This window comes from Polaribacter dokdonensis, from assembly GCF_024362345.1.
GTDB classification, from domain to species: domain Bacteria; phylum Bacteroidota; class Bacteroidia; order Flavobacteriales; family Flavobacteriaceae; genus Polaribacter; species Polaribacter dokdonensis.
The window spans coordinates 476,048-500,599 of record NZ_CP101505.1; the positions used below are offsets into that span (position 1 = coordinate 476,048).

The 24,552-nt window shown below is 29.5% G+C and carries 28 protein-coding genes; 21 read left to right on the forward strand and 7 right to left on the reverse strand.

Annotated features, from left to right (window positions below; translation table 11 throughout):
• Window positions 1–46 precede the first annotated feature (46 nt).
• Window positions 47–1,123 carry a DUF3810 domain-containing protein gene (locus LPB302_RS02165; RefSeq protein ID WP_053974706.1) on the reverse strand — a complete coding sequence of 359 codons (1,077 nt, stop codon included), beginning with the start codon at window positions 1,121–1,123 and terminating at the stop codon, window positions 47–49.
• Between the two features lie 138 nt (window positions 1,124–1,261).
• Here LPB302_RS02165 and dnaB point away from each other — a divergent pair, with 138 nt between their 5' ends.
• The 4 genes from dnaB (at window position 1,262) to bshA (ending at window position 6,378) form a co-directional block, all read left to right on the forward strand.
• On the forward strand, window positions 1,262–2,785 hold the full coding sequence (gene dnaB, locus LPB302_RS02170) for a replicative DNA helicase (RefSeq protein ID WP_053974707.1): 1,524 nt from the start codon (window positions 1,262–1,264) through the stop codon (window positions 2,783–2,785).
• Between the two features lie 147 nt (window positions 2,786–2,932).
• Complete coding sequence (locus tag LPB302_RS02175; RefSeq protein WP_053975350.1) at window positions 2,933–4,117, forward strand: hypothetical protein; 1,185 nt, start codon at window positions 2,933–2,935, stop codon at window positions 4,115–4,117.
• Window positions 4,118–4,215: 98 nt separating this feature from the next.
• Entirely contained in the window at window positions 4,216–5,061 is an 846-nt protein-coding gene (locus tag LPB302_RS02180; protein ID WP_053975351.1) for a transketolase, read from the forward strand.
• A gap of 183 nt (window positions 5,062–5,244) precedes the next feature.
• Window positions 5,245–6,378 (forward strand): N-acetyl-alpha-D-glucosaminyl L-malate synthase BshA, encoded by a 1,134-nt coding sequence (gene bshA, locus LPB302_RS02185; protein ID WP_053974708.1) that lies wholly within the window; start codon window positions 5,245–5,247, stop codon window positions 6,376–6,378.
• Between the two features lie 56 nt (window positions 6,379–6,434).
• Here bshA and LPB302_RS02190 read toward each other — a convergent pair whose 3' ends face one another.
• Window positions 6,435–7,070, reverse strand: coding sequence for a DUF937 domain-containing protein (locus tag LPB302_RS02190; RefSeq protein WP_053974709.1), 636 nt, complete (start codon window positions 7,068–7,070; stop codon window positions 6,435–6,437).
• 116 nt (window positions 7,071–7,186) lie between these two features.
• Between LPB302_RS02190 and LPB302_RS02195 the strand changes: the two genes are divergently transcribed.
• From LPB302_RS02195 to hisIE, 12 genes are all read left to right on the forward strand, one after another.
• The gene (locus LPB302_RS02195; RefSeq protein ID WP_053974710.1) at window positions 7,187–8,512 is read left to right on the forward strand and encodes a dicarboxylate/amino acid:cation symporter; all 1,326 of its coding nucleotides are present in this window, start codon (window positions 7,187–7,189) and stop codon (window positions 8,510–8,512) included.
• Window positions 8,513–8,518: 6 nt separating this feature from the next.
• Complete coding sequence (locus tag LPB302_RS02200) at window positions 8,519–9,361, forward strand: sulfurtransferase (protein WP_053974711.1); 843 nt, start codon at window positions 8,519–8,521, stop codon at window positions 9,359–9,361.
• A gap of 2 nt (window positions 9,362–9,363) precedes the next feature.
• On the forward strand, window positions 9,364–9,693 hold the full coding sequence (locus tag LPB302_RS02205; RefSeq protein ID WP_053974712.1) for a hypothetical protein: 330 nt from the start codon (window positions 9,364–9,366) through the stop codon (window positions 9,691–9,693).
• Between the two features lie 243 nt (window positions 9,694–9,936).
• Complete coding sequence (hisG, locus tag LPB302_RS02210; RefSeq protein WP_053974713.1) at window positions 9,937–10,794, forward strand: ATP phosphoribosyltransferase; 858 nt, start codon at window positions 9,937–9,939, stop codon at window positions 10,792–10,794.
• 12 nt (window positions 10,795–10,806) lie between these two features.
• Window positions 10,807–12,090 (forward strand): histidinol dehydrogenase, encoded by a 1,284-nt coding sequence (hisD, locus tag LPB302_RS02215; RefSeq protein ID WP_053974714.1) that lies wholly within the window; start codon window positions 10,807–10,809, stop codon window positions 12,088–12,090.
• Entirely contained in the window at window positions 12,090–13,136 is a 1,047-nt protein-coding gene (gene hisC, locus LPB302_RS02220) for a histidinol-phosphate transaminase (RefSeq protein ID WP_053974715.1), read from the forward strand. The genes hisD and hisC overlap by 1 nt, the downstream gene beginning before the upstream one ends.
• On the forward strand, window positions 13,129–14,268 hold the full coding sequence (gene hisB, locus LPB302_RS02225) for a bifunctional histidinol-phosphatase/imidazoleglycerol-phosphate dehydratase HisB (protein WP_053974716.1): 1,140 nt from the start codon (window positions 13,129–13,131) through the stop codon (window positions 14,266–14,268). Before hisC ends, hisB begins: the two co-directional genes overlap by 8 nt.
• 69 nt (window positions 14,269–14,337) lie before the next feature.
• On the forward strand, window positions 14,338–14,919 hold the full coding sequence (gene hisH, locus LPB302_RS02230; RefSeq protein ID WP_053975352.1) for an imidazole glycerol phosphate synthase subunit HisH: 582 nt from the start codon (window positions 14,338–14,340) through the stop codon (window positions 14,917–14,919).
• A 1-nt stretch (window position 14,920) separates the two neighbouring features.
• Window positions 14,921–15,658 (forward strand): 1-(5-phosphoribosyl)-5-[(5-phosphoribosylamino)methylideneamino]imidazole-4-carboxamide isomerase, encoded by a 738-nt coding sequence (gene hisA / locus LPB302_RS02235; protein ID WP_053974717.1) that lies wholly within the window; start codon window positions 14,921–14,923, stop codon window positions 15,656–15,658.
• A gap of 4 nt (window positions 15,659–15,662) precedes the next feature.
• Complete coding sequence (locus LPB302_RS02240; protein ID WP_053974718.1) at window positions 15,663–16,478, forward strand: DUF6503 family protein; 816 nt, start codon at window positions 15,663–15,665, stop codon at window positions 16,476–16,478.
• 19 nt (window positions 16,479–16,497) lie between these two features.
• A complete protein-coding gene (gene hisF, locus LPB302_RS02245) occupies window positions 16,498–17,253 on the forward strand; it encodes an imidazole glycerol phosphate synthase subunit HisF (protein ID WP_053974719.1) in 756 nt (251 codons plus the stop codon).
• Window positions 17,254–17,271: 18 nt separating this feature from the next.
• Entirely contained in the window at window positions 17,272–17,871 is a 600-nt protein-coding gene (hisIE, locus tag LPB302_RS02250; RefSeq protein ID WP_053974720.1) for a bifunctional phosphoribosyl-AMP cyclohydrolase/phosphoribosyl-ATP diphosphatase HisIE, read from the forward strand.
• Here hisIE and LPB302_RS02255 read toward each other — a convergent pair whose 3' ends face one another.
• The 5 genes from LPB302_RS02255 to LPB302_RS02275 form a co-directional block, all read right to left on the reverse strand.
• Window positions 17,872–18,363 carry a hypothetical protein gene (locus LPB302_RS02255; protein WP_143032720.1) on the reverse strand — a complete coding sequence of 164 codons (492 nt, stop codon included), beginning with the start codon at window positions 18,361–18,363 and terminating at the stop codon, window positions 17,872–17,874. It abuts the gene before it with no gap.
• Between the two features lie 146 nt (window positions 18,364–18,509).
• On the reverse strand, window positions 18,510–18,785 hold the full coding sequence (locus LPB302_RS02260) for a hypothetical protein (protein ID WP_053974722.1): 276 nt from the start codon (window positions 18,783–18,785) through the stop codon (window positions 18,510–18,512).
• An 8-nt stretch (window positions 18,786–18,793) separates the two neighbouring features.
• On the reverse strand, window positions 18,794–18,949 hold the full coding sequence (locus tag LPB302_RS02265) for a YqaE/Pmp3 family membrane protein (RefSeq protein ID WP_053974723.1): 156 nt from the start codon (window positions 18,947–18,949) through the stop codon (window positions 18,794–18,796).
• 224 nt (window positions 18,950–19,173) lie between these two features.
• On the reverse strand, window positions 19,174–20,121 hold the full coding sequence (locus LPB302_RS02270; RefSeq protein ID WP_053974724.1) for a DUF5694 domain-containing protein: 948 nt from the start codon (window positions 20,119–20,121) through the stop codon (window positions 19,174–19,176).
• 94 nt (window positions 20,122–20,215) lie between these two features.
• Window positions 20,216–21,013, reverse strand: coding sequence for a LytTR family DNA-binding domain-containing protein (locus LPB302_RS02275; RefSeq protein WP_053974725.1), 798 nt, complete (start codon window positions 21,011–21,013; stop codon window positions 20,216–20,218).
• 105 nt (window positions 21,014–21,118) lie between these two features.
• Between LPB302_RS02275 and LPB302_RS02280 the strand changes: the two genes are divergently transcribed.
• The 5 genes from LPB302_RS02280 (at window position 21,119) to LPB302_RS02300 (ending at window position 24,440) form a co-directional block, all read left to right on the forward strand.
• Window positions 21,119–22,012: an EamA family transporter gene (locus tag LPB302_RS02280; RefSeq protein ID WP_053974726.1), complete on the forward strand. Its 894-nt coding sequence runs from the start codon at window positions 21,119–21,121 to the stop codon at window positions 22,010–22,012.
• Between the two features lie 114 nt (window positions 22,013–22,126).
• The gene (hpf, locus tag LPB302_RS02285) at window positions 22,127–22,429 is read left to right on the forward strand and encodes a ribosome hibernation-promoting factor, HPF/YfiA family (protein ID WP_015480191.1); all 303 of its coding nucleotides are present in this window, start codon (window positions 22,127–22,129) and stop codon (window positions 22,427–22,429) included.
• A 40-nt stretch (window positions 22,430–22,469) separates the two neighbouring features.
• The gene (locus LPB302_RS02290) at window positions 22,470–23,579 is read left to right on the forward strand and encodes an alkene reductase (protein WP_053974727.1); all 1,110 of its coding nucleotides are present in this window, start codon (window positions 22,470–22,472) and stop codon (window positions 23,577–23,579) included.
• A gap of 10 nt (window positions 23,580–23,589) precedes the next feature.
• Window positions 23,590–24,099, forward strand: a complete 510-nt coding sequence (locus LPB302_RS02295; RefSeq protein WP_053974728.1) for a redoxin domain-containing protein — start codon at window positions 23,590–23,592, stop codon at window positions 24,097–24,099.
• 137 nt (window positions 24,100–24,236) lie between these two features.
• On the forward strand, window positions 24,237–24,440 hold the full coding sequence (locus LPB302_RS02300) for a hypothetical protein (RefSeq protein ID WP_053974729.1): 204 nt from the start codon (window positions 24,237–24,239) through the stop codon (window positions 24,438–24,440).
• The last annotated feature ends 112 nt before the right edge of the window (window positions 24,441–24,552 follow it).

Consider the following 24,552-nt stretch of genomic DNA (forward strand, 5'->3'; position numbering starts at 1 on the left):
TTTGTAAATAGATAGATCCTACTAATTTAACATAATTTTAAGAAAACTAAATTTGCTTAGTTTCTTCTAAATATGAGATAAGTAGATCCACTACATAATTATAAGAATCTGTACCTTTAGTTTGTTTATTTGCCTTTAAATAGGCACTGTAGCCTTTTTTAACTAAGGGTTCAAAAGGGTTTTTATATTGTTGCCAAAAGTTGTAGCTGGCATTAAAATCTTTAATAATTCCTTTATTTACAGTTTGCCATAATTGAGAAGATAACTCTGGATTTCTTTTTCTGATTTCAGAGATACTATATCCAAAAGCCATTCTATAGCTGGCATATTTAAAATATACATCATCATTATAATTAGCAGCCAAAAACCCTACAAAATTTGCTTCATTTTCTGCAGCAAATCCTATTTGATGAGCCATTTCATGACAGGCAGTTGTTGGGAAACTTGTTTTAGGTATTTTATCATTCACCTGAGCTTCTCCTGTTAATGGATTTAGGTAGCCAGATGTTCCATTGTAACTTTGTAACAAGCTCATTAAAGAACTTTTTACTGATGGAGTATGATAGCTTAATTGAGGAAAATCACTTTCTAAATTTTTGTAACCCTTTAAGGATAATTTATATAAATCGTTTGCGGAGTATGGATTTTCCACTTTAACAGTGTCATTCCCAGTAATTTTATGATGATAATAATTTAATTCTTTTACTATGAATTTAGTACTTTTTATTAGCTGATCTGTTGTGTATTTACTTTGCTCATATCCTAAATTTTTGGCTAATGGTTCTCTGTAATAATTTAAGCCCCAAAAAAGATAAAAACAAAAATAAATTATTGATAAAAATGCAACAAAATGTGTAATTTTGGGAAGTAAATTTTTAAATTTATTTTTAAATAGTAGAAAAATAAAACGTAAGAATAATAGTACAAGAATAGCCAGTAAAAGATCCCCAACAGAATAAGGTATCCAACCCAATAATTTTCTTAAAAACCAAGAAATATAAGGATAGATTCCATTTGAATAAAAACGTTCAATAAAAGCAGAGTTATTCTCTGCCAAACGCATTAAAAGCATTTGGACAGGCAATAAAAGAGCAATAATTATATGTTTTTTATTCCATTTCACAAGGGTAAAAATAGCAATTCAATTTTAAAGACTACTGGTTATTAACAAGATAATAACAATTTTGTTTACAATAAATGTTCACAAATTAATGTTAAGAAAGATAAAGGCTAATCAACCTAAAAAAGTACATTTGTGTCAATGGAAAAAACGAATACGATAGCAGGAAAGAAGATTGATAAATCCAGAATTATTAGTCTTGAAAAAGGTAAGATTCCTCCACAGGCAGTAGAGTTAGAAGAAGCTGTGTTAGGTGCAATGATGATTGATAAAAAGGGTATAGATGATGTAATTGACATTTTACATTCTGATGCTTTTTACGATGCAAAGCATCAAGAAATTTATGCTGCTATTTATGAGTTATTTCAAAATTCACAACCTATAGATATTTTAACAGTTTCTAACTTGTTGAAAAAGAACGGAAAACTAGAAATGGTTGGTGGCGATTTTTTCCTGATACGTCTAACTCAGAAAGTGGCTTCTTCTGCGCATATTGAATTTCATGCCAGAATCATTTTACAAAAATATATTCAGCGAAAATTAATTTCAATTTCATCAGAAATTATAGAAAGCTCTTATGACGAATCTACAGATGTTTTTGATTTGTTAGATGAAGCAGAAGGTAAATTGTTCGAGGTTACACAAGGTAACTTAAAAAAGAGTTCAGAAGATGCTGGCTCACTTGTAAAACAAGCCTTAAAAAAGATTCAAGAAATAGGGAACCAAGAAGGGATGTCTGGTTTGGCTACAGGCTTTACAAAATTAGATGCATTAACTTCTGGTTGGCAACCTTCAGATTTAATTATTATTGCTGCAAGACCAGGTATGGGTAAAACAGCATTTGTAATTTCTATGGCTAAAAATATGGCTATAGACTTTAATCATGCTGTTGCAGTTTTCTCTCTAGAGATGTCTTCTGTACAGTTAATTACAAGGATGATTTCTTCCGAAACAGGTTTAACTTCAGAAAAATTAAGAAAAGGTAATTTAGAGCCTCATGAATGGGAGCAATTAAATGTTAAAGTAAAACGTTTGTCTGATGCACCTATTTTTATTGATGATACACCTTCTTTATCAATATTTGATTTACGTGCAAAAGCAAGACGTTTAGTATCTCAACATAATGTAAGAATCATTGTTATTGATTACTTACAATTAATGACTGCTGGTGGAAATGGAAAAGGTGGTGGAAATAGAGAGCAAGAAATTTCTACTATTTCAAGAAACTTAAAAGCATTAGCAAAAGAACTTTCTGTACCAGTAATTGCACTTTCTCAGCTATCTAGAGCAGTTGAAACTCGTGGAGGTTCTAAAAGACCATTATTATCAGATTTACGTGAATCTGGAGCAATTGAGCAAGATGCAGATATTGTAAGTTTTATATTTAGGCCAGAATATTATGGAATGACAGAATGGGATGATGATGAGCATACACCATGTGAAGGTCAAGGTGAATTTATTGTTGCAAAACACAGAAATGGTGGTTTAGATAATATTCGATTGAAGTTTACAGGACATTTAGCAAAATTTTCTGATTTAGAAGAAGGCTTTAGTTCGGAATTCCAATCTTCTATGAATGCAGATTTCCCTGATGACTTTTCTGTAAATCAAAGAATAGAACCAAAAGATGCATTTGGAAGTGATGATGATGATGTACCCTTTTAAAAACTTAAATAATTTATAAATTAAATGAAATACACAATTGCTTTACAGTAATTGTGTATTTTAGTTTTTGATATGAAAAAACTATTTATAGTAGCTACTTTTTTATTGATTTCAAACTCTTTATGGGCATCATTTATTTATGTTCCTATGGATGATGACAATCAAAAAAATCATCTTAAAGCTTATGGAATTGTATATTTTGGTTTAGAAGCTGGCTTAAAATCAAAATGGTTACTAAATTACGATGGAGGTGCTTTTTTGATAGAAAACAACAAGGCTATTGAAAACGAATGTAAAATTCGAGGTGTTTCTTATCAAATAATTTCGGATGCTAAAGCACAATTAATTTTGCAAGAAATTGCATCTCCTTCTTCTAATCAGGATGCAGTAATCTTAGAGAAAGCACCAAAAATTGCAGTTTATTCGCCTAAAGATAAAATGCCTTGGGATGATGCTGTTACTATGGTTTTAACCTATGCAGAAATTCCTTTTGATGTTATTTATGATAAAGAGGTGTTAGAAGATAAATTATTAATTTATGAATGGCTGCATTTACATCATGAAGATTTTACTGGACAATATGGAAAGTTTTATGGTTCTTTTAGAACTGCACCTTGGTATATAGAAGGTAAAAAAAATGCAGAGCGATTAGCGCAAGAATTAGGTTTTAATAAAGTATCAGAAGAAAAATTAGCTGTTGCTAAAAAGATAAGAGATTATGTAGTTGGTGGAGGGTTTATGTTTGCTATGTGTTCTGCAACAGATAGTTTTGATATTGCTTTATCTGCAGAAGGTGTAGATATTGCAGAGGCTATGTTTGATGGAGATGCATCAACCTTAAATTATCAATCTAAAATTAACTACAATAAAACGTTTGCATTCAAAGACTTTCAATTGGAAAGAAGCCCAATTAAATATGAGTTTTCTTCAATAGATATGACAAGAAAACGTAGAATTCCTAAAACTTCAGATTACTTTTCGTTAATTGAATTCTCTGCCAAGTGGGATCCTGTACCAACTATGTTAACTCAAAACCATACAACCTTAGTAAAAGGTTTTATGGGGCAAACTACTTCTTTTGATAGAAATACCGTAAAATCTAATGTGTTGGTATTAGGAGAAAACAAAACCAATAGAGAAGCAAGATATATTCATGGTACAAAAGGTAAAGGAATGTTTACTTTTTATGGAGGGCATGATCCTGAAGATTATACTCATAGAGTAGGAGACCCAAAAACAGAACTTGATTTGCACCCAACATCACCTGGATACAGGTTAATTTTAAACAATGTATTGTTTCCTGCAGCTAAAAAGAAGAAACAAAAAACATAAAATACATTCTGTTAATAAAACATCAATAAATAAATTTTTATTTCTTTAGAAAGTAAATCTCTTTTGTATTTTTGCCTTATAAAATTATTTTAGAAAAAATGCCAACAACACAAGAATTACAAGATTTTACACAACAAGTTCGTAGAGATATTTTAAGAATGGTACACAAAGTAAATTCTGGTCATCCAGGAGGTTCTTTAGGCTGTGCAGAGTTTTTTACTTGTTTGTATCAAGAAGTAATGGATTACTCTACAGACTTTACTATGGATGGTAAAAATGAAGATTTATTTTTCCTTTCTAATGGGCATATCTCTCCTGTATATTACAGTGTTTTGGCTCATAGTGGTTTTTTTCCTGTAAATGAGTTAAATACGTTTAGATTAATTGATTCTCGTTTACAAGGTCATCCAACTACACATGAAGGTTTAGAAGGTATTAGAATTGCATCTGGTTCTTTAGGTCAAGGTTTATCTGTTGCACTTGGTGCTGCAGAAGCTAAGAAATTAAATAACGATGATAAATTAATTTATTCTTTACATGGTGATGGAGAATTACAAGAAGGTCAAAACTGGGAAGCAATTATGTATGCATCAGCTAAAAAAGTAGATAACTTAATTGCTACTATTGATTTAAATGGTAAACAGATTGATGGTGCAACTGATGATGTTTTACCAATGGGAAGCATTAAAGCGAAATTTGAAGCTTTTGGTTGGGATGTAATTGAAGTTAAAGAAGGTAATGATATTGAAGCTGTTTTAGCAGGTTTAGCAGAAGCAAAATCATTAACAGGTAAAGGGAAACCAGTTTGTATTTTATTAGAAACAATGATGGGTAATGGAGTTGATTTTATGATGCATACACATGCTTGGCATGGTAAGGCACCAAATGATGAGCAGTTAGAAAGTGCTTTGAATCAAAACCCTGTTACTTTAGGAGATTACTAAATAGAAATGATATAGAATTATTAAAGAGTTGTGCTTTTAGGCACAACTCTTTTTTGTTTTGGTAATTCTAGTACATAGAATTTATGAATTTATTTAACATCAAAGTGTAGTAGAACTTTTATCTTTACAACTTATAATGATAAAATCAATTTGGTTTAATTCATTCTAACTTATAACTAACTTATGAAAATTGGTATTGTTTGTTATCCCACCTTTGGTGGAAGTGGAGTAGTAGCAACAGAACTTGGTATGGCTTTAGCAGATAAGGGTCATGAGGTTCATTTTATTACTTACAATCAGCCAGTTCGTTTAGATTTTATATCACACAAACTACATTTTCACCAAGTTTTAATTGAAGAGTATCCTCTTTTTCAATATCAACCTTATGAATTGGCCTTGTCTAGTAAAATGGTTGAAGTTGTTAAAAAGTACAATTTAGAAGTGCTACATGTACATTATGCTATTCCTCATGCTTATGCAGCATTTATGGCAAAGCAAATGTTATTAGAAAAAGGTATTCATATTAGAGTGGTTACAACTTTACATGGTACAGATATTACCTTAGTTGGTAGTCATCCAACATATAAAACCGCTGTTGAGTTTAGTATAAATAATTCTGATGTAGTAACTGCAGTTTCAAATAACCTAAAGGATACTACAAATCAGCTTTTTAATATTCGTAAAAATATAGAAGTAGTTTACAATTTTATTGATGTAGATAAATACAGTAAAGCAGGAGAAGAAGAGTGCAAAAGAATAGCATTGGCTAAACCTAATGAACGTATTCTTACACACATTAGTAATTTTAGACCTGTAAAAAGGGTGGAAGATGTTATTAAAGTTTTCTTTGAAGTTCAGAAAGAGATACCTTCCAAGTTATTAATGATTGGTGAAGGCCCTGAGAGAATGAAAGCAGAAATATTAACAAAGGAATTAGGTTTAAAAAACAAAGTGTTTTTTTTAGGAAACAGTACAGAGATAGATCAAATTTTATGTTATTCAGATATGTTTCTATTGCCTTCTAAAACCGAAAGTTTTGGTTTAGCTGCACTTGAAGCAATGGCTGCAAAAACTCCTGTTATCTCTACAAATACTGGTGGTTTACCTGAAGTTAATATTCATGGAGAAACTGGTTTTCTAAGTAGTTTAGGAGATGTAAATGATATGGCTAAAAATGCCATAACCATTTTAAAAGATGATAAAGTCTTGACCAAGTTTAAGAATAATGCCAAAGATCATACAAAGAAATTCTCATTAGAAAATATATTACCTGTTTACGAGGAAATTTATAAATCTTGTTATAAAAGTAAAGTCTAAAAATAAAAAAGCCCGAAAATTGTTTTCGGGCTTTTTTATTTGAATTAATTGGTAGCTTATTTTCCAAACATACCACCTAGCATTCCTCCTAAACCAGATTTCTTTTTATCACCTCCTAAAAACATACCAGCAACATCATCAACAACACTTCCATCTCCATCAGCATCTAAAACTTTTTCTAAAAAACTTTGATTATTATCAGCAGAACTTCCACCTAACAAACCACCAAGTAAACCTGTTAAATCTCCAGAAGAACTGGCATTACTTGCCTTTTTTTGTTTACCTAAATAACCCATTAAAATTGGCGCAGCTATTTTTAATATTTCTCCAACAGAACCAGCATCTAAGCCTGCTTTTTGACCAATAACTTGTTGAACTCCTTGTTGCTTTGCACCTAAAATATGGCCTAATATCCCAGCACCATCTTGTTTTACGCTGTTATCAACTCCACCACCAAACAAACCTCCTAAATTATCTAAAATACTTCCATCATGTTTGTTAGATAGTGCACCCATTAATCCTTCTGCACCTTCTGGAGTAGAGGCATTTCTTTCCATGGCTTTCATTAAAACTGGTAATGCCATTGTTAAAACTGAGCTAGTCTTGCTAGAATCGGTTCCTGTAGAACCAGAAACCCCACTTACAATTGACTTTCCTAAATCGCTATTTAATAAATCTAAAATTCCTTCCATTTTATATTTTAATTTTATGATTGACTTTTATGTTAAAGTCACAATATACAAAGAAATTCGCTCTTGTTTTTAAATAATTTTCTATCTTTCAACCTGAAAAAACGTAAACAAAATAGATGAAAAAATTAGCATTACATTGGAAGATTTTAATTGGAATGGTATTAGGAATCCTTTTTGGATTTTTAATGAATTCAATTGATGGTGGTAAAGGTTTTGTAACTGATTGGATTAAACCATTTGGAACCATATTTATCAATCTTTTAAAGTTAATTGCAGTTCCATTAATCTTAGCTTCTTTAATAAAAGGAATATCAGATTTAAAAGATATTTCTAAAATTAAAAAAATGGGTTTACGTACTATGATCATTTACATGATGACTACTTTAGTTGCTATTGTTATTGGTCTTGGAATTGTAAACTTGGTAAAGCCAGGTGCAGGAATGTCTACTGATACAATTGAAAAAATTAAAGCGAAATATGAAACTTCATCTGGAGTTGTAGATAAGTTAGCAAAAGCTTCTGCTCAAAATGATGCAGGACCATTACAAGCTTTAGTAGATATTTTTCCAAGTAATATATTTAATTCTTTAGGTAATGCAAGCATGTTACAAATTATCTTCTTTGCTTTATTTGTTGGTATTTCTTTACTATTAATTCCAGAAAAGAAAGCAAAACCATTAATGGATTTCTTTGATTCATTAAATGAAGTAGTGATGAAAATGGTAGATTTAATAATGTTATTTGCTCCATATGCTGTATTTGCATTATTAGCAAACGTTATTATTGCTTTTGATGATACAGAGATTTTGATAAAACTTTTAGTTTATGCATTATGTGTGGTTGGAGGATTGTTGTTAATGATTGGATTTTATCTTTTATTAGTAAGTTTTTATACAAAGAAATCTCCAATTTGGTTTTTGAAACAAATTAGTCCGGCTCAATTGTTAGCCTTTTCTACCAGTTCTAGTGCAGCAACATTACCTGTAACTATGGAAAGAGTAGAAGAACATATAGGTGTAGATAAAGAGGTTTCAGGTTTTGTTTTACCTGTTGGTGCTACAATTAATATGGATGGTACAAGTCTATATCAAGCCATTGCAGCAGTATTTATCATGCAAGTTGTTTGGCCAGAAGGTTTAACCTTTTCTAATCAACTAATAATTGTTGCTACAGCTTTATTAGCTTCTATAGGCTCTGCAGCAGTGCCAAGTGCTGGTATGGTAATGCTAGTTATTGTTTTAGAATCTATAGGTTTTCCTGCAGAATTACTACCTATTGGTTTAGCATTAATTTTTGCTGTAGATAGGCCTTTAGATATGTGTAGAACAACTGTAAATGTTACAGGAGATGCTACTGTTTCTATGATTATTGCAAAGTCTTTGGGTAAATTACATGATCCTAAACCAAAAAATTGGGATGATAATTACGATAAAGTTAAATAATAGACAATGGGTCTAAAAATAGAAAGCCCAATAGTATCTAGTGCTTGGTTATTAGAGCATTTAGATCACAAAGATCTTATAGTTTTAGATGCAACAATACCAAAGATAACTTCAGGTAGTTTTGATATTGACAATAAAGAACAAATAAAAAATGCCATCTTTTTTGATATAAAACAAAAGTTTTCTGATGTAAGCGCGACTTTACCGAATACAGTTTTATCATCTAAAGATTTTCAAGAAAATGCACAAGAACTAGGCATAAATAAGGATAGTTGTATTATAGTTTATGATGATTTAGGAATATATTCTAGTCCAAGAGTTTGGTGGATGTTTCAATTAATGGGTTTTACAAATATTGCAGTTTTAAATGGTGGTTTTCCTAATTGGAAAACAAATAATTTTCCTATTGAAACTCCAAAAAACCAAAACCAAAAAGAAGGAAATTTTAAAGTAAACTATAAATCATCAAAAATTAAATATAAAGAAGATTTACTTTTAAACTTATCCTATGAAAAATTTTTAGTAGTTGATGCTAGATCTAGTGATCGTTTTTCAGGTAGAGAACCAGAACCAAGAAAAGAGGTAGAAAGTGGTCATATACCCAATTCTAAAAATTTACCTTTTACAGAAGTACTAAATAATGATTTTTTTAAAAAAACCTCAGATTTAAAAACAATTTTTAATAAGATAAATCCTAATAATAGGGATATCGTTTTTTCTTGTGGTTCAGGTATTACAGCTTCAATATTAGCGCTAGCAGCATCAGTTTCTGGCTACAAAAACTGTGCAGTTTATGATGGATCTTGGACAGAATGGGGTTTGGATAAAAATTTACCTAAAGAGAAATAGATATGGAAAAATTAAATTGGAGTAAAAAAGAATTTGAAGTTTATGTACTTCTTTTTGCTGCACATTGCAATCATTTTGAATCAAAAGAAGAGCAAGAATATATTCTAGACAGGGTAGATGAAAAAATGTATAACAAAATTCATACTGAAGTTGTAATAGATTCAGAAGAAACAAACCTGAACAAAATACAACAATATTTAGCTGAAAATCATTTTGAGCAAGCAGAGAAAGAGGCTCTAATTAAAGATATAAAAAATGTGTTTTTTGCTGATGGTACTGTAGATGCAATAGAAAAGAAGATTTTTTCTTTATTAAAAAAAATAATAGATTAATATTTAACAAAAATTTTCAGCTTTAGTTTTTGGTGTAATTAAAATAAAAGTAAGATATTTGTAACAATAAAGAAAGACATGACATTTATTCAAAATCATCATCATCATTTTTACAATTGCTCTCAAGCGATTTAAAAATGTATTGAATAAAATCAAGATATTTATAAACCTGTTTGAGCAAATCAAACAGGTTTTTATTTTTAAACCGAATTTGCTCAAATCTATTTAAATTAAAATTTAAAAATGAGTTACTTAAGAATTGCAGTACAAAAATCAGGAAGATTAAATGAAGATTCAATGAGAATCTTAAAAGACATTGGTATTTCTATAGATAATGGAAAAGACCAATTAAAAGCTTCAGCAAGAGACTTTCCTGTAGAAGTATTTTATCTGAGAAATGGAGATATTCCTCAATATTTAAGAGATGGAGTAGTAGATGCTGCTATTATTGGAGAAAATATTTTAATAGAAAAAGGAAGCGATTTAGATTTTGTAGAACGTTTAGGATTTTCTAAATGTAAAGTATCGATTGCAGTACCTAAAGATTCTAAGGCAAATTCTCTAAAAGATTTAGAAGGTAAAAGAATTGCTACTTCTTATCCAGAAACTGTAAAACAGTTTTTAGCAGAACAAAATATAGATGCGCAATTACACATCATTAATGGTTCTGTAGAAATTGCACCAAATATTGGTTTAGCAGATGGTATTTGTGATATTGTTTCAAGTGGAAGTACATTGTTTAAGAACGGTTTAAAAGAGATTGAAGTTCTTTTAAAATCAGAAGCAGTTTTAGCAGTTTCACCTGAAATAGATGAAGAAAGAAAGCAAATTTTAGAAAAAATACAATTTAGAATTCAGTCGGTTTTAAAAGCAAGAAATTCTAAATATGTATTGCTAAATGCACCAAATGAAAAATTAGATAAAATTTTAGATTTATTACCTGGTATGAGAAGCCCAACTGTATTACCATTGGCTGAAAAAGGTTGGAGTTCTGTACATACAGTAATTAGCAAAAATGATTTCTGGAATATTATTGATGAATTAAAAGCTAATGGAGCAGAAGGAATTTTAGTTTGCCCAATAGAAAAAATGGTGCTTTAAAATTTATTGTAGATGAAAGTTATTCTAAATCCTAAAAAAGAAATATGGTCTGCAATTTTAGAAAGACCTACTAAAACAGTAGATGATATTGAAGCTACAGTTTCTAAAATTTTTAAAGAAGTTCAAGAAACTGGAGATGTTGCTGTTAACAAGTACACTAACCAATTTGATAAGGTGCAATTAACTTCTAATTCTGTAACTTCAAATGAAATTGAAGAAGCAAGTAAAAGTGTATCTCAAGAATTAAAAGATGCTATTAAACTAGCTTATGATAATATTAGTAAATTTCATCAAGCACAAAAAACAAACAAAGTAGCTGTTGAAACTGCGAATGGGGTTAATTGTTGGCAAGAAAAAAGACCAATTCAAAAAGTTGGTCTGTACATTCCAGGAGGAACAGCACCACTTTTTTCTACGGTTCTAATGTTAGCAGTTCCTGCACAAATTGCAGGTTGTAAAGAAATTGTATTGTGTTCTCCACCAAATACTGAAGGTAAAATTCATCCAGCTATTTTGTATACAGCTAATTTATGTGGGGTAACAAAAATTATTAAAGTTGGTGGAATTCAAGCTATTGCTGGTTTAACCTTTGGAACAGCAAATATTCCACAAGTATATAAAATTTTTGGTCCAGGAAACCAATATGTTACAGTTGCAAAGCAAATAGCAACAAAATTTGGTGTTGCTATAGATATGCCTGCAGGACCTAGTGAATTGTTAGTTGTTGCAGATGATTCAGCAAATGCGAGTTATGTAGCATCAGATTTGTTAAGTCAAGCAGAGCATGGAGTAGATTCACAGGTAATTTTAGTATCTACTTCTAAACAATTAATTAATGATGTAGAAACTGAATTGAATTCACAGATTGAGCAATTATCTAGAAAAGAGATTGCAAAAAAAGCAATCGCGAATTCAAAATCAATTTTAGTTGCTTCAGATGCAATTGCATTAGACTTAATTAATGATTATGGCCCAGAACATTTTATTGTTTGTACGAATGATAACAATTATTACGTAGATAATATTGCTAATGCAGGCTCTGTTTTTATTGGAAATTATACTCCAGAAAGTGCAGGTGATTATGCTTCAGGTACCAATCATACTTTACCTACAAATGGTTATGCAAAAAACTATTCAGGCGTTAACTTAGACAGTTTTACAAAAAGTATTACGTTTCAAGAAATATCTGCAGCAGGTATTCAGAATATTGGAAATGCCATAGAAATAATGGCTGCAGCAGAAGGTTTAGATGCGCATAAAAATGCTGTTACACTTCGTTTAAAAGATTTACAATAATGAATGTTTTAGATTTAGTTAGAGATAATATCAAAAATATTAAGCCTTATTCATCTGCTAGAGATGAATACAAAGATGCCACTTCAGAAAGTATGATTTTCTTAGATGCTAATGAAAATCCTTTCGAAAATGGTGTAAATCGTTATCCTGATCCACAACAAAATGATGTAAAAGATCTTTTAGTGAACATTAAAAATGTTACTAAAGAAAATATTTTGTTAGGTAATGGAAGTGATGAAGTTTTAGATTTAATTTTTAGAGCTTTTTGTGAACCAAATAAAGATAATATTATCACATTACCACCAACTTATGGTATGTATTCTGTATTAGCTAATATCAATGCTATAAAGAATAAAAAGGTTTTATTAACCGAAGATTTTCAGCCTAAAGTCGATCAGATTATAGATGCTGTTGATAACAACAGTAAAATTTTATTTTTATGTTCACCCAATAATCCTTCAGGAAATAGTTTTTCAATAGAGAAAGTAGAAACACTATTAAATAATTTTAAAGGATTAGTAGTAATTGATGAAGCCTATATCGATTTTTCTGAGCAAGAAAGTTGGTTAAATCGTTTAGAAGAATTTCCAAATTTGGTAATTACACAAACCTTGTCTAAAGCCTATGGTTTAGCAGGAATTCGTTTAGGAGTTTGTTATGCATCAAAAGCAGTAATTTCTGTTTTAAATTCGATAAAACCACCTTACAATGTAAACGAATTAACCCAACAAAAAGCTTTTGAAAGATTAAATAAGGTTGATGAAGTTGCAGCAGAAATTAAAGCAATTAAACAAGAAAGAGAACAATTGATGAATTCTTTAGAGAGCATCAATTTTATATCTAACATTTATCCTTCTGATTGCAATTTTGTTTTGGTAAAAGTAGATGATGCAACTAAAAGATACAACCAATTAATTCAGTTGGGTATTGTAATTAGAAACAGAACTACACAGCCTTTATGTGAAAATTGTTTGAGATTTACAGTAGGAACAACAGCTGAAAACGAGAAATTATTACAAGCATTAAAAGAATTACAAAATGCCTAAAAAAGTACTTTTTATAGATAGAGATGGAACTTTGGTTCTAGAACCACCTGTAGATTATCAATTAGATAGTTTAGAAAAATTAGAATATTATCCTAAGGTTTTTCAATACATGGCTAAAATAGCCAATGAATTAGATTTTGAATTGGTAATGGTTACCAATCAAGATGGTTTAGGTACAGAATCATTTCCTGAAGATACCTTTTGGCCTGCTCAAAATAAAATCATTTCAGCCTTTGAAAAAGAAAGCGTTGTTTTTTCTGAGGTATGTATTGATAAAACTTTTCCTCATGAAAATGCAGAAACACGTAAACCAAGAACTGGTTTATTAACCAAGTATTTTTCTGACGATTATGATTTAGAAAATTCTTATGTTTTGGGTGATAGAATTACAGATATGGAATTGGCTAAAAATTTAGGGGCTAAAGGTATTTATTTATCTGAAAATCCAGAGTTAGGAGCTGATGAAATTGAAACATCAAAAAAAGAAATTTTAGAAGCAATTGCATTAACAAGCACAGATTGGAAAACAATTTATGAGTTTTTAAAATTACAAGACAGGGTTGCAGAAATCACAAGAAATACCAATGAAACTAAGATTTATATCAAACTAAATTTAGATGGTTCAGGTAATAATGATATTGATACTGGCTTAAAGTTTTTCGATCATATGTTAGATCAAATTGGTAGACATGGCAACATGGATTTAACCATAAAAGTTGATGGAGATTTAGAAGTAGATGAACATCATACTATAGAAGATACAATGATTGCTTTTGGAGAGCTTTTCAATAAAGCTTTAGGTAATAAATTAGGTATAGAAAGATATGGTTTTTGTTTACCTATGGATGATTGCTTAGCTCAAGTGGCTGTAGATTTTGGAGGTAGAAATTGGTTAGAATGGGATGCAGAATTTAAACGTGAAATGATAGGTGATATGCCTACAGAAATGTTTTATCATTTGTTTAAATCGTTTACAGATGGTGCAAAATGTAACTTAAACATAAAAGCAGAAGGAACCAATGAGCATCATAAAATAGAAGGTATTTTTAAAGCGTTTGCAAAAGCTATGAAAATGGCTGTAAAAAGAGATGCCAATAAGATGTTTTTACCATCAACAAAAGGAATGTTATAATTTAGGTTTTAGCCTTTTGCTTTTAGTTGTTTGCTAAAAGTTAAAAGCCAAAAACCAAAAGCTATTAAAATGAAATTAGTAATCATAGATTATGGTGCAGGAAACATTAAAAGCATACAGTTTGCTTTTAAAAGATTAGGTTTAGAAGCTGTTTTATCTAATAATATTGATGAAATAAAAGCTGCAGATAAAGTAATTTTTCCTGGAGTTGGTGAAGCAAGTTCAGCAATGAAAATGCTAAAAGAAAGTGGTTTAGATACAGTAATTCCAACTTTAAAACAGCCAGTTTTAGGTATTTGTTTGGGTATGCAACTAATGTGTAATTCCTCTGAAGAAGGCAATACCAAAGGTTTAGGTATTTTTGATGTTGCTATTAAAAAGTTTTCTGAAAAAGTAAAGGTTCCTCAAATGGGTTGGAATGTAATTTATAACTTACAATCAGACTTATTTAAAGGTATTAAGGAAAAAGAATTTATGTATTTGGTTCATAGTTTTTATGCAGAAAATTGTTCAGAGGCTATAGCAACAACTGATTATGAAATTGAATATGCTTCAGCATTACAGAAAGATAATTTTTATGGAGTACAGTTTCATCCAGAAAAGTCTTCTAAAGCAGGTGAACAGATATTAAAAAACTTTTTAGAATTATAAGATGAGAATAATTCCAGCAATAGATATTATAGATGGTAAGTGCGTTCGACTTACAAAAGGCGATTACAATACCAAAAAAATATATAATGAAAATCCTTTAGAGGTTGCCAAAGAATTTGAAGCTTCAGGTATTGAATACTTACATGTAGTAGATTTAGATGGTGCAAAAGCAAGTGAAATTATCAACTATAAAACTTTAGAACAAATTGCTTCTAAAACCAATTTAAAAATAGATTTTGGTGGGGGTTTAAAATCTGATAAAGATTTAGAAATTGCCTTTAATTCTGGTGCAAATCAAATTACAGGTGGAAGTATAGCTGTTAAAAATCCTACTATTTTTGAAAGTTGGATTTCTAAATATGGTTCAGATAAAATTATTTTAGGAGCCGATTTTTATCCAGATAATTCAGGAGGAAAAATTGCAACAAATGGTTGGCAAGAAGAAAGTAGTTTGGCTTTAATTCCTTTTGTAAAAGAGTATCAGAACAAAGGAATTCAATATGTAATTTGTACGGATATTTCTAAAGATGGAATGTTGCAAGGACCAAGTTTCAATGTATATTCAGAATTATTATCAAAGGTAAACCCCTTAAAACTAATTGCTTCTGGTGGAATTTCAACTTTTGATGAATTGCCAAAATTAGCAGAAAATGGTTGTGAAGGTGTTATTATTGGTAAAGCCATTTATGAGAATAAAATCAGTTTAAAGCAATTAGAAAATTTTATTCTTAACAAATAGAAAGATGAAAATAGATATAAAAATCTTATTTATAACCTTGATTTTTGCTATTTCTTGCAATACAAAAAATAATGAAAAGGAAGTATCTAAAACTATTGTAGAACATAATAACAAGGGTCTTAAGTTGGTAGCACAACTAGTCGAAAAAGTGGGTTCTTATAAAGACTTACTTAATAAGAACGATGTCATCTACACATACACTTACACAACTCCTGATGGAAAAGCTGATGTTTCTACTGAAAAATATTTATTTGATGGAGAGCTTTCTTATGGTAAATATGAAAAGCATGAAAGAACTTTAACCAATTTAGTAGGAACTATTGAACAGGGTTATGATGGTGCAGAGTTTTGGTTAAAGAATGAAGGTGAAATAATAAGAGATAGTATTGCTTTAAATCGTGTTAAATTTAACAGACCAACCAACTTTTATTGGTTTACAATGTTTCAAAAATTATTAGATCCTAATTTAATTTATGAGTATTTAGGTGAACAAATTATTAATAAAATTTCTTATGATATTGTAAGAATTTCATTTGAATCTAAAGATGAAAAACCTACAGATATATATCAGATATATATAAATAAAGAAACTCAATTAGTAGATCAATTCTTATTTACTGTAGCCGATTTTGGAGTTATTCAAGAACCATATATTATGCAAATGGAGTATGAAAAAGTGGATGGCATGTTAATACCAAGTAAAAGAAAATATAAGAAATCTACTTGGGATGCCATTATTACTCAAGAACCATGGATAACTGTAAATTGGACCGATATTTCTTTTAATAATGGTTTAACCGAAAGTGATTTTAAAAAATAAACGTATCAATTAAAATTAGATGCTTACAAAAAGAATAATTCCTTGTTTAGATATTAAAAACGGACGAACTGTAAAAGGTGTCAATTTCGTTAATTTAATTGATGCAGGAGATCCAGTAGTTTTAGCAAAACAATATGCAGATTTAGGCGCAGATGAGCTTGTTTTTTTAGATATAGCTGCAACTTTAGAAAATAGAGGTACAACCTTAGACATGGTTTTAAAAGTTGCTGAGCAAGTAAATATTCCATTTACTGTTGGTGGTGGAATTTCTTCTGTAGAGCATGTAAATGCCTTATTAAAATGTGGTGCAGATAAAGTTTCTATAAATTCCTCAGCCGTAAAAAGACCAGATTTAATTAATGAATTATCAGACAAATTTGGAAGCCAATGTGTGGTTGTAGCAATAGATGCTAAACAAGTTGATGGTGAGTGGTTAGTACATTTGGCAGGAGGTACAATTCCTACAGATATCAACCTATTTGAATGGGCTAAAGAAGTTGAAAAACGTGGAGCAGGAGAAATTTTGTTTACCTCAATGAATAATGATGGTACTAAAGCAGGTTTTGCAAATGAAGCTTTAGCTAAACTATCTACTGAATTAAATATACCAATTATAGCTTCTGGTGGTGCAGGTTCTGTAAAGCATTTTATAGATACTTTTGTAGAAGGAAAATCTGATGCAGCATTAGCTGCAAGTGTATTTCACTTTGGAGAAATTCCTATACCTGAATTAAAACAAGAATTAAAAGATAATAATATTCCAATTCGATTATAAATACCAATTTTAAAACTGATGACAATAGATTTTAATAAAAATAACGATGGTTTAGTGCCTGCAATAATTCAAGATGCTACAACAAAAAATGTCTTAATGTTGGGCTATATGAACCAGGAAGCTTACAATAAAACAATAGATACAAATAAAGTTACCTTTTATTCTAGATCTAAAAAAAGACTATGGACTAAGGGTGAAGAAAGTGGTAATGTTTTAGAATTGGTTGATATTAAAAATGATTGTGATAATGATTCTTTATTGATTCAAGTTCATCCAAAAGGACCAACTTGTCATACAGGCTCTGATACTTGTTGGAAAGAAGAAAACACATCAAACTTTGGTTTTTTATCAACCTTAGAAAATGTTATTTCTGAGAGAGTTGCCAATAAAGAAACTAAAAAATCTTATGTGGCCAGTTTATTTGATAAAGGAATTAATAAAATTGCTCAAAAAGTAGGAGAAGAGGCTGTAGAAACAGTTATTGAAGCTATGGATAATAATGATGATTTGTTCCTTTATGAGTCAGCAGACCTACTATTTCATTACATTATGTTATTACAAGCTAAAGGATTCACTTTAAAAGATATAGAAGCTGAATTAATAAAAAGGCAAAAATAATTAATTTACTGCTGTAAGTATTAAAGTTTGCATGTAATTTCCTTTTTCACCAGAAGCGAATAGCATTCTGTTATCTGAAAGTTCTTGTAATTCTAAAATAGTTAATCTAGATTGAAACTCACCATTAAAAGATTCTCCTCTGCTTATATTTATAAAAATTCGGCCTCTAGAATTGTCTAGTGTGTATTTTAAACTAGCAGCTTCTTCTGTTGGGTTGTTAAAGAAACAACTAATATTACCCAATTTAGCTTCTGCTATGTTATTGTCTTTATAAAAAGTAAAAGTGTCATCAACAAAACAGTCATTCAATTCATTTAAAATTTTAGAATTATAGTTATTATAGTAATTCTCTACTTTCCATGTTTTAGAACTATTACCATCTATTTTTACAATGTCTGCATTAGTAAATAGTACATTTAAATCACTTTCATTATTACAGTTAAATAACAATATCGATAAAATACTAAAAAAGAAAATTCTATAATTATTCATGAAACAATTTTAATTTTTTGAGCTAACATAGTTATCAATTTATATGCCAATAATCGTTTTTATAAAATAAAATACTCTTCTTTCCATTTGAAACATAAATATGCTTTAAATGAAAAGAAGAGTTTTAAATAGTTAATTAAAATTGTTTAGTTTATAGTATCAATTTCTAAATTTTCGTTGTCATCACTACCTAAACTATATAGTTGATTTTCTTCATCTTTAATAGATTGTTGGGTGTTAGATTTTGGTATTTTTCTACCAGGAACATCTAAATCTTTACCCATAAAATCAGGCTCATTTACTTTGTTTTTCAATAACTCATCATCACCATTGTCATTTCTTAAATTACCAGTTCTATCTCCTAAAACTTGTAAATCTTCTTGTATGATATCTGAATTGTAATCTGTTTCTTTCTTTTTCATAATTTTTTTTATTTACTGTTTACATAAAATGCATGTATTACACCTGGTAACCAACCTAAAATGGTTAATAAAAGATTAATTAAAAAATCTTTACCAAGCCCTTTTTCTAAAATTACGGCTACTGGTGGTAATAAAATACTTAGTATTATTGTTAAAATTGACATATTGTTTGTTTTTAGTTTCTATTACAAAACTAGATAACTAAAGCTGTTTGGATTATCTTAAAAGAAGTAAATCTTAACTCGTTTCATAATGATTCACTTAAGTATCTGTAATTAAAATAATTATGTGTTATTGTGTAATTTGTATTTCTTATTCTTATTACTTTTTAAAAATAAACGCCCACAAAATTGTGAGCGTTTTCTAAATAAAAAGTAAAATAGAAAGTTTAATACTCATTCATTAGAATTACTTTTAAATTAGGATTTTTTCTTTTTAATTCTTCTTCTAAACCAATAACATGTGCAGCACCAACTACAACTAAATTTCTGGTGTTGTTAGATTCTGCAATTTGATTTACAATGTTTGCAGCCATTCTCTTATTTCTTTCATTCCAATATTTTCTACCTTCTTTACAACCTTCAGTGTCCTGTAATACATAATTAAAAGAACTCATTTTATGTAGTCTGTTTAAAGATTTTCTATTATTTGTATGTTTTCCTAGTCTTCTAAATATTGCTGGTAAAATGGCTGAATTATAGTCCTTTTTGTATAATTTGGAATTAGCAGCATTGTTACCATTTTTACTTCCTTCTCTAGCACATTTATTCCAAGCAGAATGATAAATTCCATTTGTTTGCTGATCATCCATATTTTTTACTTTTAGATCTTGATGAATGGCCAATTTGTATGTTAAATCTCCATCTTCATGTCTTGTAGGTTTTGTAGCGCCTTTTAAACCATATTTTTTAATGTAACTCATTAACTCATAATTTCCATTATCTCTATTGTACATGTAAGAATTAATTAAGTAATCTATTTCTGATGATGATAAATCAGACATTTTTTTGCTTTCTAGTTCTTTAAATTTTTTTAAATCGATTTGAAAATTAGTTTTCATTTCTTCAGACTTTGCATAAAAAGATTTATAATTTTTAGACCATCCATCCCTTAAATAATTCCAAGAAATGCTATCATTTGCCATTGGCGATTCTACATAAATTGCTTCAGGATTGTATTTTTTTGCAAAACGTAACATGGGTTTATAGCTGTTTTTTACAATTTTTGGGACAGTATGCATTGTACCAATAATAACAACTTCTTTTTGTGGTTCTTGTGCAAATAAATTAAAAATTGAAACAAGTAATAAGGTAAATAAAGTAATTTGAGATTTCATAATGATGATTTTTATTGATTAAACTTTCTGATACAAAACTAGAAAGTAAACCTGTAAAAATTCAATAATAACAAGTGATTGGGGTGAAATGCAGTTATTCTGTGGTAGAATTCAAAACGTCTTTTACATCATTTTGATAGGTTCTAGAGACTGGCACTTCTATGTGGTGAAATAACAGAACAAACAATTTACTTTTTTCGGTTTTCCATTGTAAAAAGTGATAAGGATTAATTAAGTAAGAACGATGAGTTCTTAAAAGCGATGGAAATTCTTCTGCTACAATAGACAACTTATTTCGAATTAAACTTTTCTTAATCTCTGAATTTACTTTATAGAAAACTTCTACATAATTGTCTGAAGATTTTACACAAACAATATCATTAAAGAATAACCGTAAACCTTCATAACTACCTTCTCCTTTAATTTCTATCTTTTTAGCTTCTGTTTGTTTGTTTTTATATTTTCCAAATGCAAATCTTCCAAAAATGATAATAGGAAGTATGGTTGCCAAAGCTGGTAAAATTATAGCTGTTAAATGATATTGCATAGAGTAGGGGTTTCTATCTGGTTTTACTACATATAAATAGAAAAGCCTTGCAGCTACAATAGCCACTAAAATAAAAATCACAAAAAATAACAACTCAGTTTTTACGTACCAATTCTTTTTGTTTTTCTGATATAAATAATTCTGAATAGGAAGAAACAAAGAGTAACAAAGAGCACCTAGTAAGCCATATAAAGGTAAATATATTAGTTTTTCAGTGCTTCCAAATTCATTAACATCTAATGGTTCCGTAAAATATAAGAAAATAAAAATCCATAAAGCCAATCCCAAAGCAATAATGAAGTGGTGCTTTAAAGAGGAATCAAAAGGATATTTCTGTTGTAACACTTCTTTTTTTTAAGTCAATAGCAATGTAAATATAACTAATTATAAACATTTTACTTTATTAAATTTTTAGAAGTTAATTAGTAGTATTTTTGCTTTCTAAATAGCATTAAACTGAAAAATTCTAAGGTTTTAATAGTTTTATCATTTATCTCCATTTACATTATTTGGGGATCTACTTATCTATTTAATAAAATAGCAGTTACAGAATTACCTCCATTTTTTTTGGCCTCAATTCGTTTTTTCGTTGCTGGTATTCTAATGGTAATTATGGCTTTAATTTTAAAGCATCCTCTTAAAATAACTAAAAAGCAAATTTTAAATTCTGCTATTGCTTCTTTCTTTTTTCTAGTTTATGGAAATGGGGTTTTTGTATGGGCCTTAAGATATGTAGATAGTGGTTTTGGGGCTTTAATAGCATCCACACAACCCTTGTTTGTTTTATTTTTATTAAGGTTGATGGATAGAAAGCCTTTTCAAAAAAAATCTATAATTGGCGTAGTTTTGGGCATGTTTGGTATGTACTTATTAGTAAGCCAAAAAGAGTTAATTACTTCAGAAGATACATTATTAGGTATTTTTATGATGTTAACTTGTGTTTTAAGTTGGAGCTATGGTAGTGTGTTTGTATCTAAAGCAGATTTGCCAAAAAGCTTTCTGGTTACCACAGGCTATCAAATGCTAGTAGCAGGTACATGCTTGTTTTTTATGAGTGTAGGCTTTAATGAAACTTGGATTTCTCCTATAAATTGGAGTTTTGAAGTTAAAATAGCTATGTCTTTACTTGTTGTATTTGGAGGTATAATTGCTTTTACCGCTTTTAACTATTTACTTAAAAAAGTAAGCCCAGAAAAAGTATCTACTTCTGCCTACGTAAATCCTGTAATTGCCTTATTTATGGGTTGGTATTTCTTAGATGAAAAACTAAGTACACAATCAATTATTGCATCAGGTATTTTACTTACTGGTGTTTATTTTATCACTTCTAGAAAAAGGAAATAAAAGCTCTTAAAATTCTGTTAAGAGTTGAAAAGAGTTCATCTTAATTGCATTTCAGCAAAGCCAAATCTTGGTTTTGAAATACTTTTATATCAATATAAATTTAAAACAAAAAAGATGACAATTAATTTCGAATATCATGATGTAGAAGGTAGTGAAAGATTAGAAGCATATACCACAGAAAAACTAGAAAAATTATATAATAAATTTCAAATGATTGTAAGAGCTGATGTTTTCTTTAAGACAGAAAACACCTCTTCAGACAATACAGGAATGATTTGTAATATTAGATTAAGTGTTCCTGGACCACGTTTATTTGCTGAAGCAAGTCATGATAATTTTATTAGTTCTATTAATGAATCTGTAAAAGATTTAGATACACAGTTAACTAAGAAAAAAGATAAAATGTCTACTTACTAAAAAGTTAAGAACCAAACATTAATCTTTAAAACAAACTAAAATGACAAAAGAATTTTTATTACAAAATTTTAACAATATAACAGATTTACCTCTTAACAATAGAGTTGTAATGGCACCTATGACAAGAAGTCGTGCAAATAATAAGGGCAATGTACCAACAGATGATTTACATGGTGTTTATTATGAGCAAAGAGCATCTGCAGGTTTAATTATTACTGAAGGATCTCAGGTTTCAGAAAGAGCTGTGGGTTATATCAATACACCAGGTATCTATTCTAAACAACAAGTAGAAGGTTGGAAAAAAGTTACAAAAAGAGTGCATGCTAAAGGAGGTAAGATTTTTATTCAATTATGGCATGTTGGTCGTATTTCTCATCCTGATTTTCATGATGGAGAATTACCATTAGCACCTTCTGCATTAAATGCGAATGAAACTGTATATACTCCTGAAGGAGAAAAGAATACAGTTACTCCAAAAGCAATGACAAAGGATGATATAAACCAAACTATTGAAGACATTAAAAATGCAGCAGTTAATGCAATAAAGGCAGGTTTTGATGGTGTAGAAATACATTCTTCAAACGGATATTTATTTCATCAATTCTTTAATAAAACTTCTAATGTAAGAGAAGATGAATATGGAGGAAGTATTGAAAATAGAGCACGTTTCTTTTTTGAAGTTTTAGATGCTGTAAAAGAAGCAATACCTGAAAAGAAAATAGGAGTAAGGTTCAACCCTTCATTACATGGGATTTTTGGAATGGAATTGGATGAAGAAACGATACCAACATTCGAGTATATTATGAAAAAGTTAAATGATTATAAATTGGCTTATGTGCACTTATCAGAACCTTTTAATGATGTTTCTGATGTAGAATATGCTGTTGAGAATATTGCAGAACATTTCAGACCAATTTACAATGGTACTATTATTATCAATGCAGGTTTTAACCAAAAATCGGCAAATAAAGTCATTGAAGAAGGTAATGCAGATCTAGTAGCATTTGGTAAACCTTTTATTTCTAATCCAGATTTGGTAGAACGATTTGATAGAAATCAGGATTTAGCAGATTGGAATCAAGACACATTTTATACTCCAGGAAAGGAAGGATATACAGATTATCCAAAATTAGAAGTAAATAAACAATAAAAAAATAACTATGATTAAGCCAAGAGAAAAAACACCCGATTTAAAAATAAATTTAGTAAACGATACAAAATGGAGCTTGCATGAGCAAAGTCCAGAAAATTTTACACTTATTATTTTCTATAGAGGAATCCATTGTCCTGTTTGTAAAAAGCAGTTAGAACAATTAAAAAAGAAGATGGATGATTTTACAGAAAGAGGAGTAAATTTAATAGCCATTAGTGCAGATACAGAAGAAAAGGCAAAGAAAGCTTATAAGGATTGGGATATAGAGTCTCTACCTGTAGGTTATGATTTGCCAATTGAAGAAGGTAGAAAATGGGGATTATTTGTGTCTAAAGGAATTAGCGATAAAGAACCAGATACATTTTTAGAACCTGGTTTATTTCTAATTGATAAAGAACAAAAAGTATATTGGCAATCCATACAATCTATGCCTTTTGGAAGACCTGAGTTTAGAGACGTTTTAAACGGAATAGATTACATTCTTAAGGAAGGATATCCTGCAAGAGGAGAAGCATAATAAACAGTAAATTGTAAAGAAAATTAACAGGAATAAGATCAAATGATTATACTATACTAGATATTAATGGTTTAATAATTTGTTTCTGTTAATTTTTTTTAATTATATTTGTTAATAACTTTTAAATTTAACCCCTTATGTTAAACCCTAATTTATCTGCTCAAGAGCAGTCTGTACTAAATGCAGTACAATCAGAACACCTAACTAGTTTTGAAATTCTTAAAAAAGTAGAAAATGTTTCTATGATTTTGTCATTGTACAATATTCTAGATCAACTAAACAACAAAGGTGTCATCAAAAGCTACATGAAACAAGATCTTAAGTATCATTATGCAGCTTAAATGCGCTTTTTATTAAAATCTTAAAAACGTTGTTAATCTTAATTGGTATGTTAACAACGTTTTTTTATGCCCTAAAGTTTGTCTTTCATTACAACTCATCTATAATTTTTCT

Excerpts from the sequence above, each read along its gene's own strand:
- dnaB (WP_053974707.1), top strand. The coding sequence starts at position 1,262 with ATGGAAAAAACGAATACGATAGCAGGAAAGAAGATTGATAAATCCAGA.
- LPB302_RS02175 (WP_053975350.1), top strand. The coding sequence starts at position 2,933 with ATGGATGATGACAATCAAAAAAATCATCTTAAAGCTTATGGAATTGTA.
- LPB302_RS02180 (WP_053975351.1), top strand. The coding sequence starts at position 4,216 with ATGCCAACAACACAAGAATTACAAGATTTTACACAACAAGTTCGTAGA.
- bshA (WP_053974708.1), top strand. The coding sequence starts at position 5,245 with ATGAAAATTGGTATTGTTTGTTATCCCACCTTTGGTGGAAGTGGAGTA.
- LPB302_RS02190 (WP_053974709.1), bottom strand. The coding sequence starts at position 7,070 with ATGGAAGGAATTTTAGATTTATTAAATAGCGATTTAGGAAAGTCAATT.
- LPB302_RS02195 (WP_053974710.1), top strand. The coding sequence starts at position 7,187 with ATGAAAAAATTAGCATTACATTGGAAGATTTTAATTGGAATGGTATTA.
- LPB302_RS02200 (WP_053974711.1), top strand. The coding sequence starts at position 8,519 with ATGGGTCTAAAAATAGAAAGCCCAATAGTATCTAGTGCTTGGTTATTA.
- LPB302_RS02205 (WP_053974712.1), top strand. The coding sequence starts at position 9,364 with ATGGAAAAATTAAATTGGAGTAAAAAAGAATTTGAAGTTTATGTACTT.
- hisG (WP_053974713.1), top strand. The coding sequence starts at position 9,937 with ATGAGTTACTTAAGAATTGCAGTACAAAAATCAGGAAGATTAAATGAA.
- hisD (WP_053974714.1), top strand. The coding sequence starts at position 10,807 with ATGAAAGTTATTCTAAATCCTAAAAAAGAAATATGGTCTGCAATTTTA.
- hisC (WP_053974715.1), top strand. The coding sequence starts at position 12,090 with ATGAATGTTTTAGATTTAGTTAGAGATAATATCAAAAATATTAAGCCT.
- hisB (WP_053974716.1), top strand. The coding sequence starts at position 13,129 with ATGCCTAAAAAAGTACTTTTTATAGATAGAGATGGAACTTTGGTTCTA.
- hisH (WP_053975352.1), top strand. The coding sequence starts at position 14,338 with ATGAAATTAGTAATCATAGATTATGGTGCAGGAAACATTAAAAGCATA.
- hisA (WP_053974717.1), top strand. The coding sequence starts at position 14,921 with ATGAGAATAATTCCAGCAATAGATATTATAGATGGTAAGTGCGTTCGA.
- LPB302_RS02240 (WP_053974718.1), top strand. The coding sequence starts at position 15,663 with ATGAAAATAGATATAAAAATCTTATTTATAACCTTGATTTTTGCTATT.
- hisF (WP_053974719.1), top strand. The coding sequence starts at position 16,498 with ATGCTTACAAAAAGAATAATTCCTTGTTTAGATATTAAAAACGGACGA.
- hisIE (WP_053974720.1), top strand. The coding sequence starts at position 17,272 with ATGACAATAGATTTTAATAAAAATAACGATGGTTTAGTGCCTGCAATA.
- LPB302_RS02255 (WP_143032720.1), bottom strand. The coding sequence starts at position 18,363 with ATGAATAATTATAGAATTTTCTTTTTTAGTATTTTATCGATATTGTTA.
- LPB302_RS02260 (WP_053974722.1), bottom strand. The coding sequence starts at position 18,785 with ATGAAAAAGAAAGAAACAGATTACAATTCAGATATCATACAAGAAGAT.
- LPB302_RS02265 (WP_053974723.1), bottom strand. The coding sequence starts at position 18,949 with ATGTCAATTTTAACAATAATACTAAGTATTTTATTACCACCAGTAGCC.
- LPB302_RS02270 (WP_053974724.1), bottom strand. The coding sequence starts at position 20,121 with ATGAAATCTCAAATTACTTTATTTACCTTATTACTTGTTTCAATTTTT.
- hpf (WP_015480191.1), top strand. The coding sequence starts at position 22,127 with ATGACAATTAATTTCGAATATCATGATGTAGAAGGTAGTGAAAGATTA.
- LPB302_RS02290 (WP_053974727.1), top strand. The coding sequence starts at position 22,470 with ATGACAAAAGAATTTTTATTACAAAATTTTAACAATATAACAGATTTA.
- LPB302_RS02295 (WP_053974728.1), top strand. The coding sequence starts at position 23,590 with ATGATTAAGCCAAGAGAAAAAACACCCGATTTAAAAATAAATTTAGTA.
- LPB302_RS02300 (WP_053974729.1), top strand. The coding sequence starts at position 24,237 with ATGTTAAACCCTAATTTATCTGCTCAAGAGCAGTCTGTACTAAATGCA.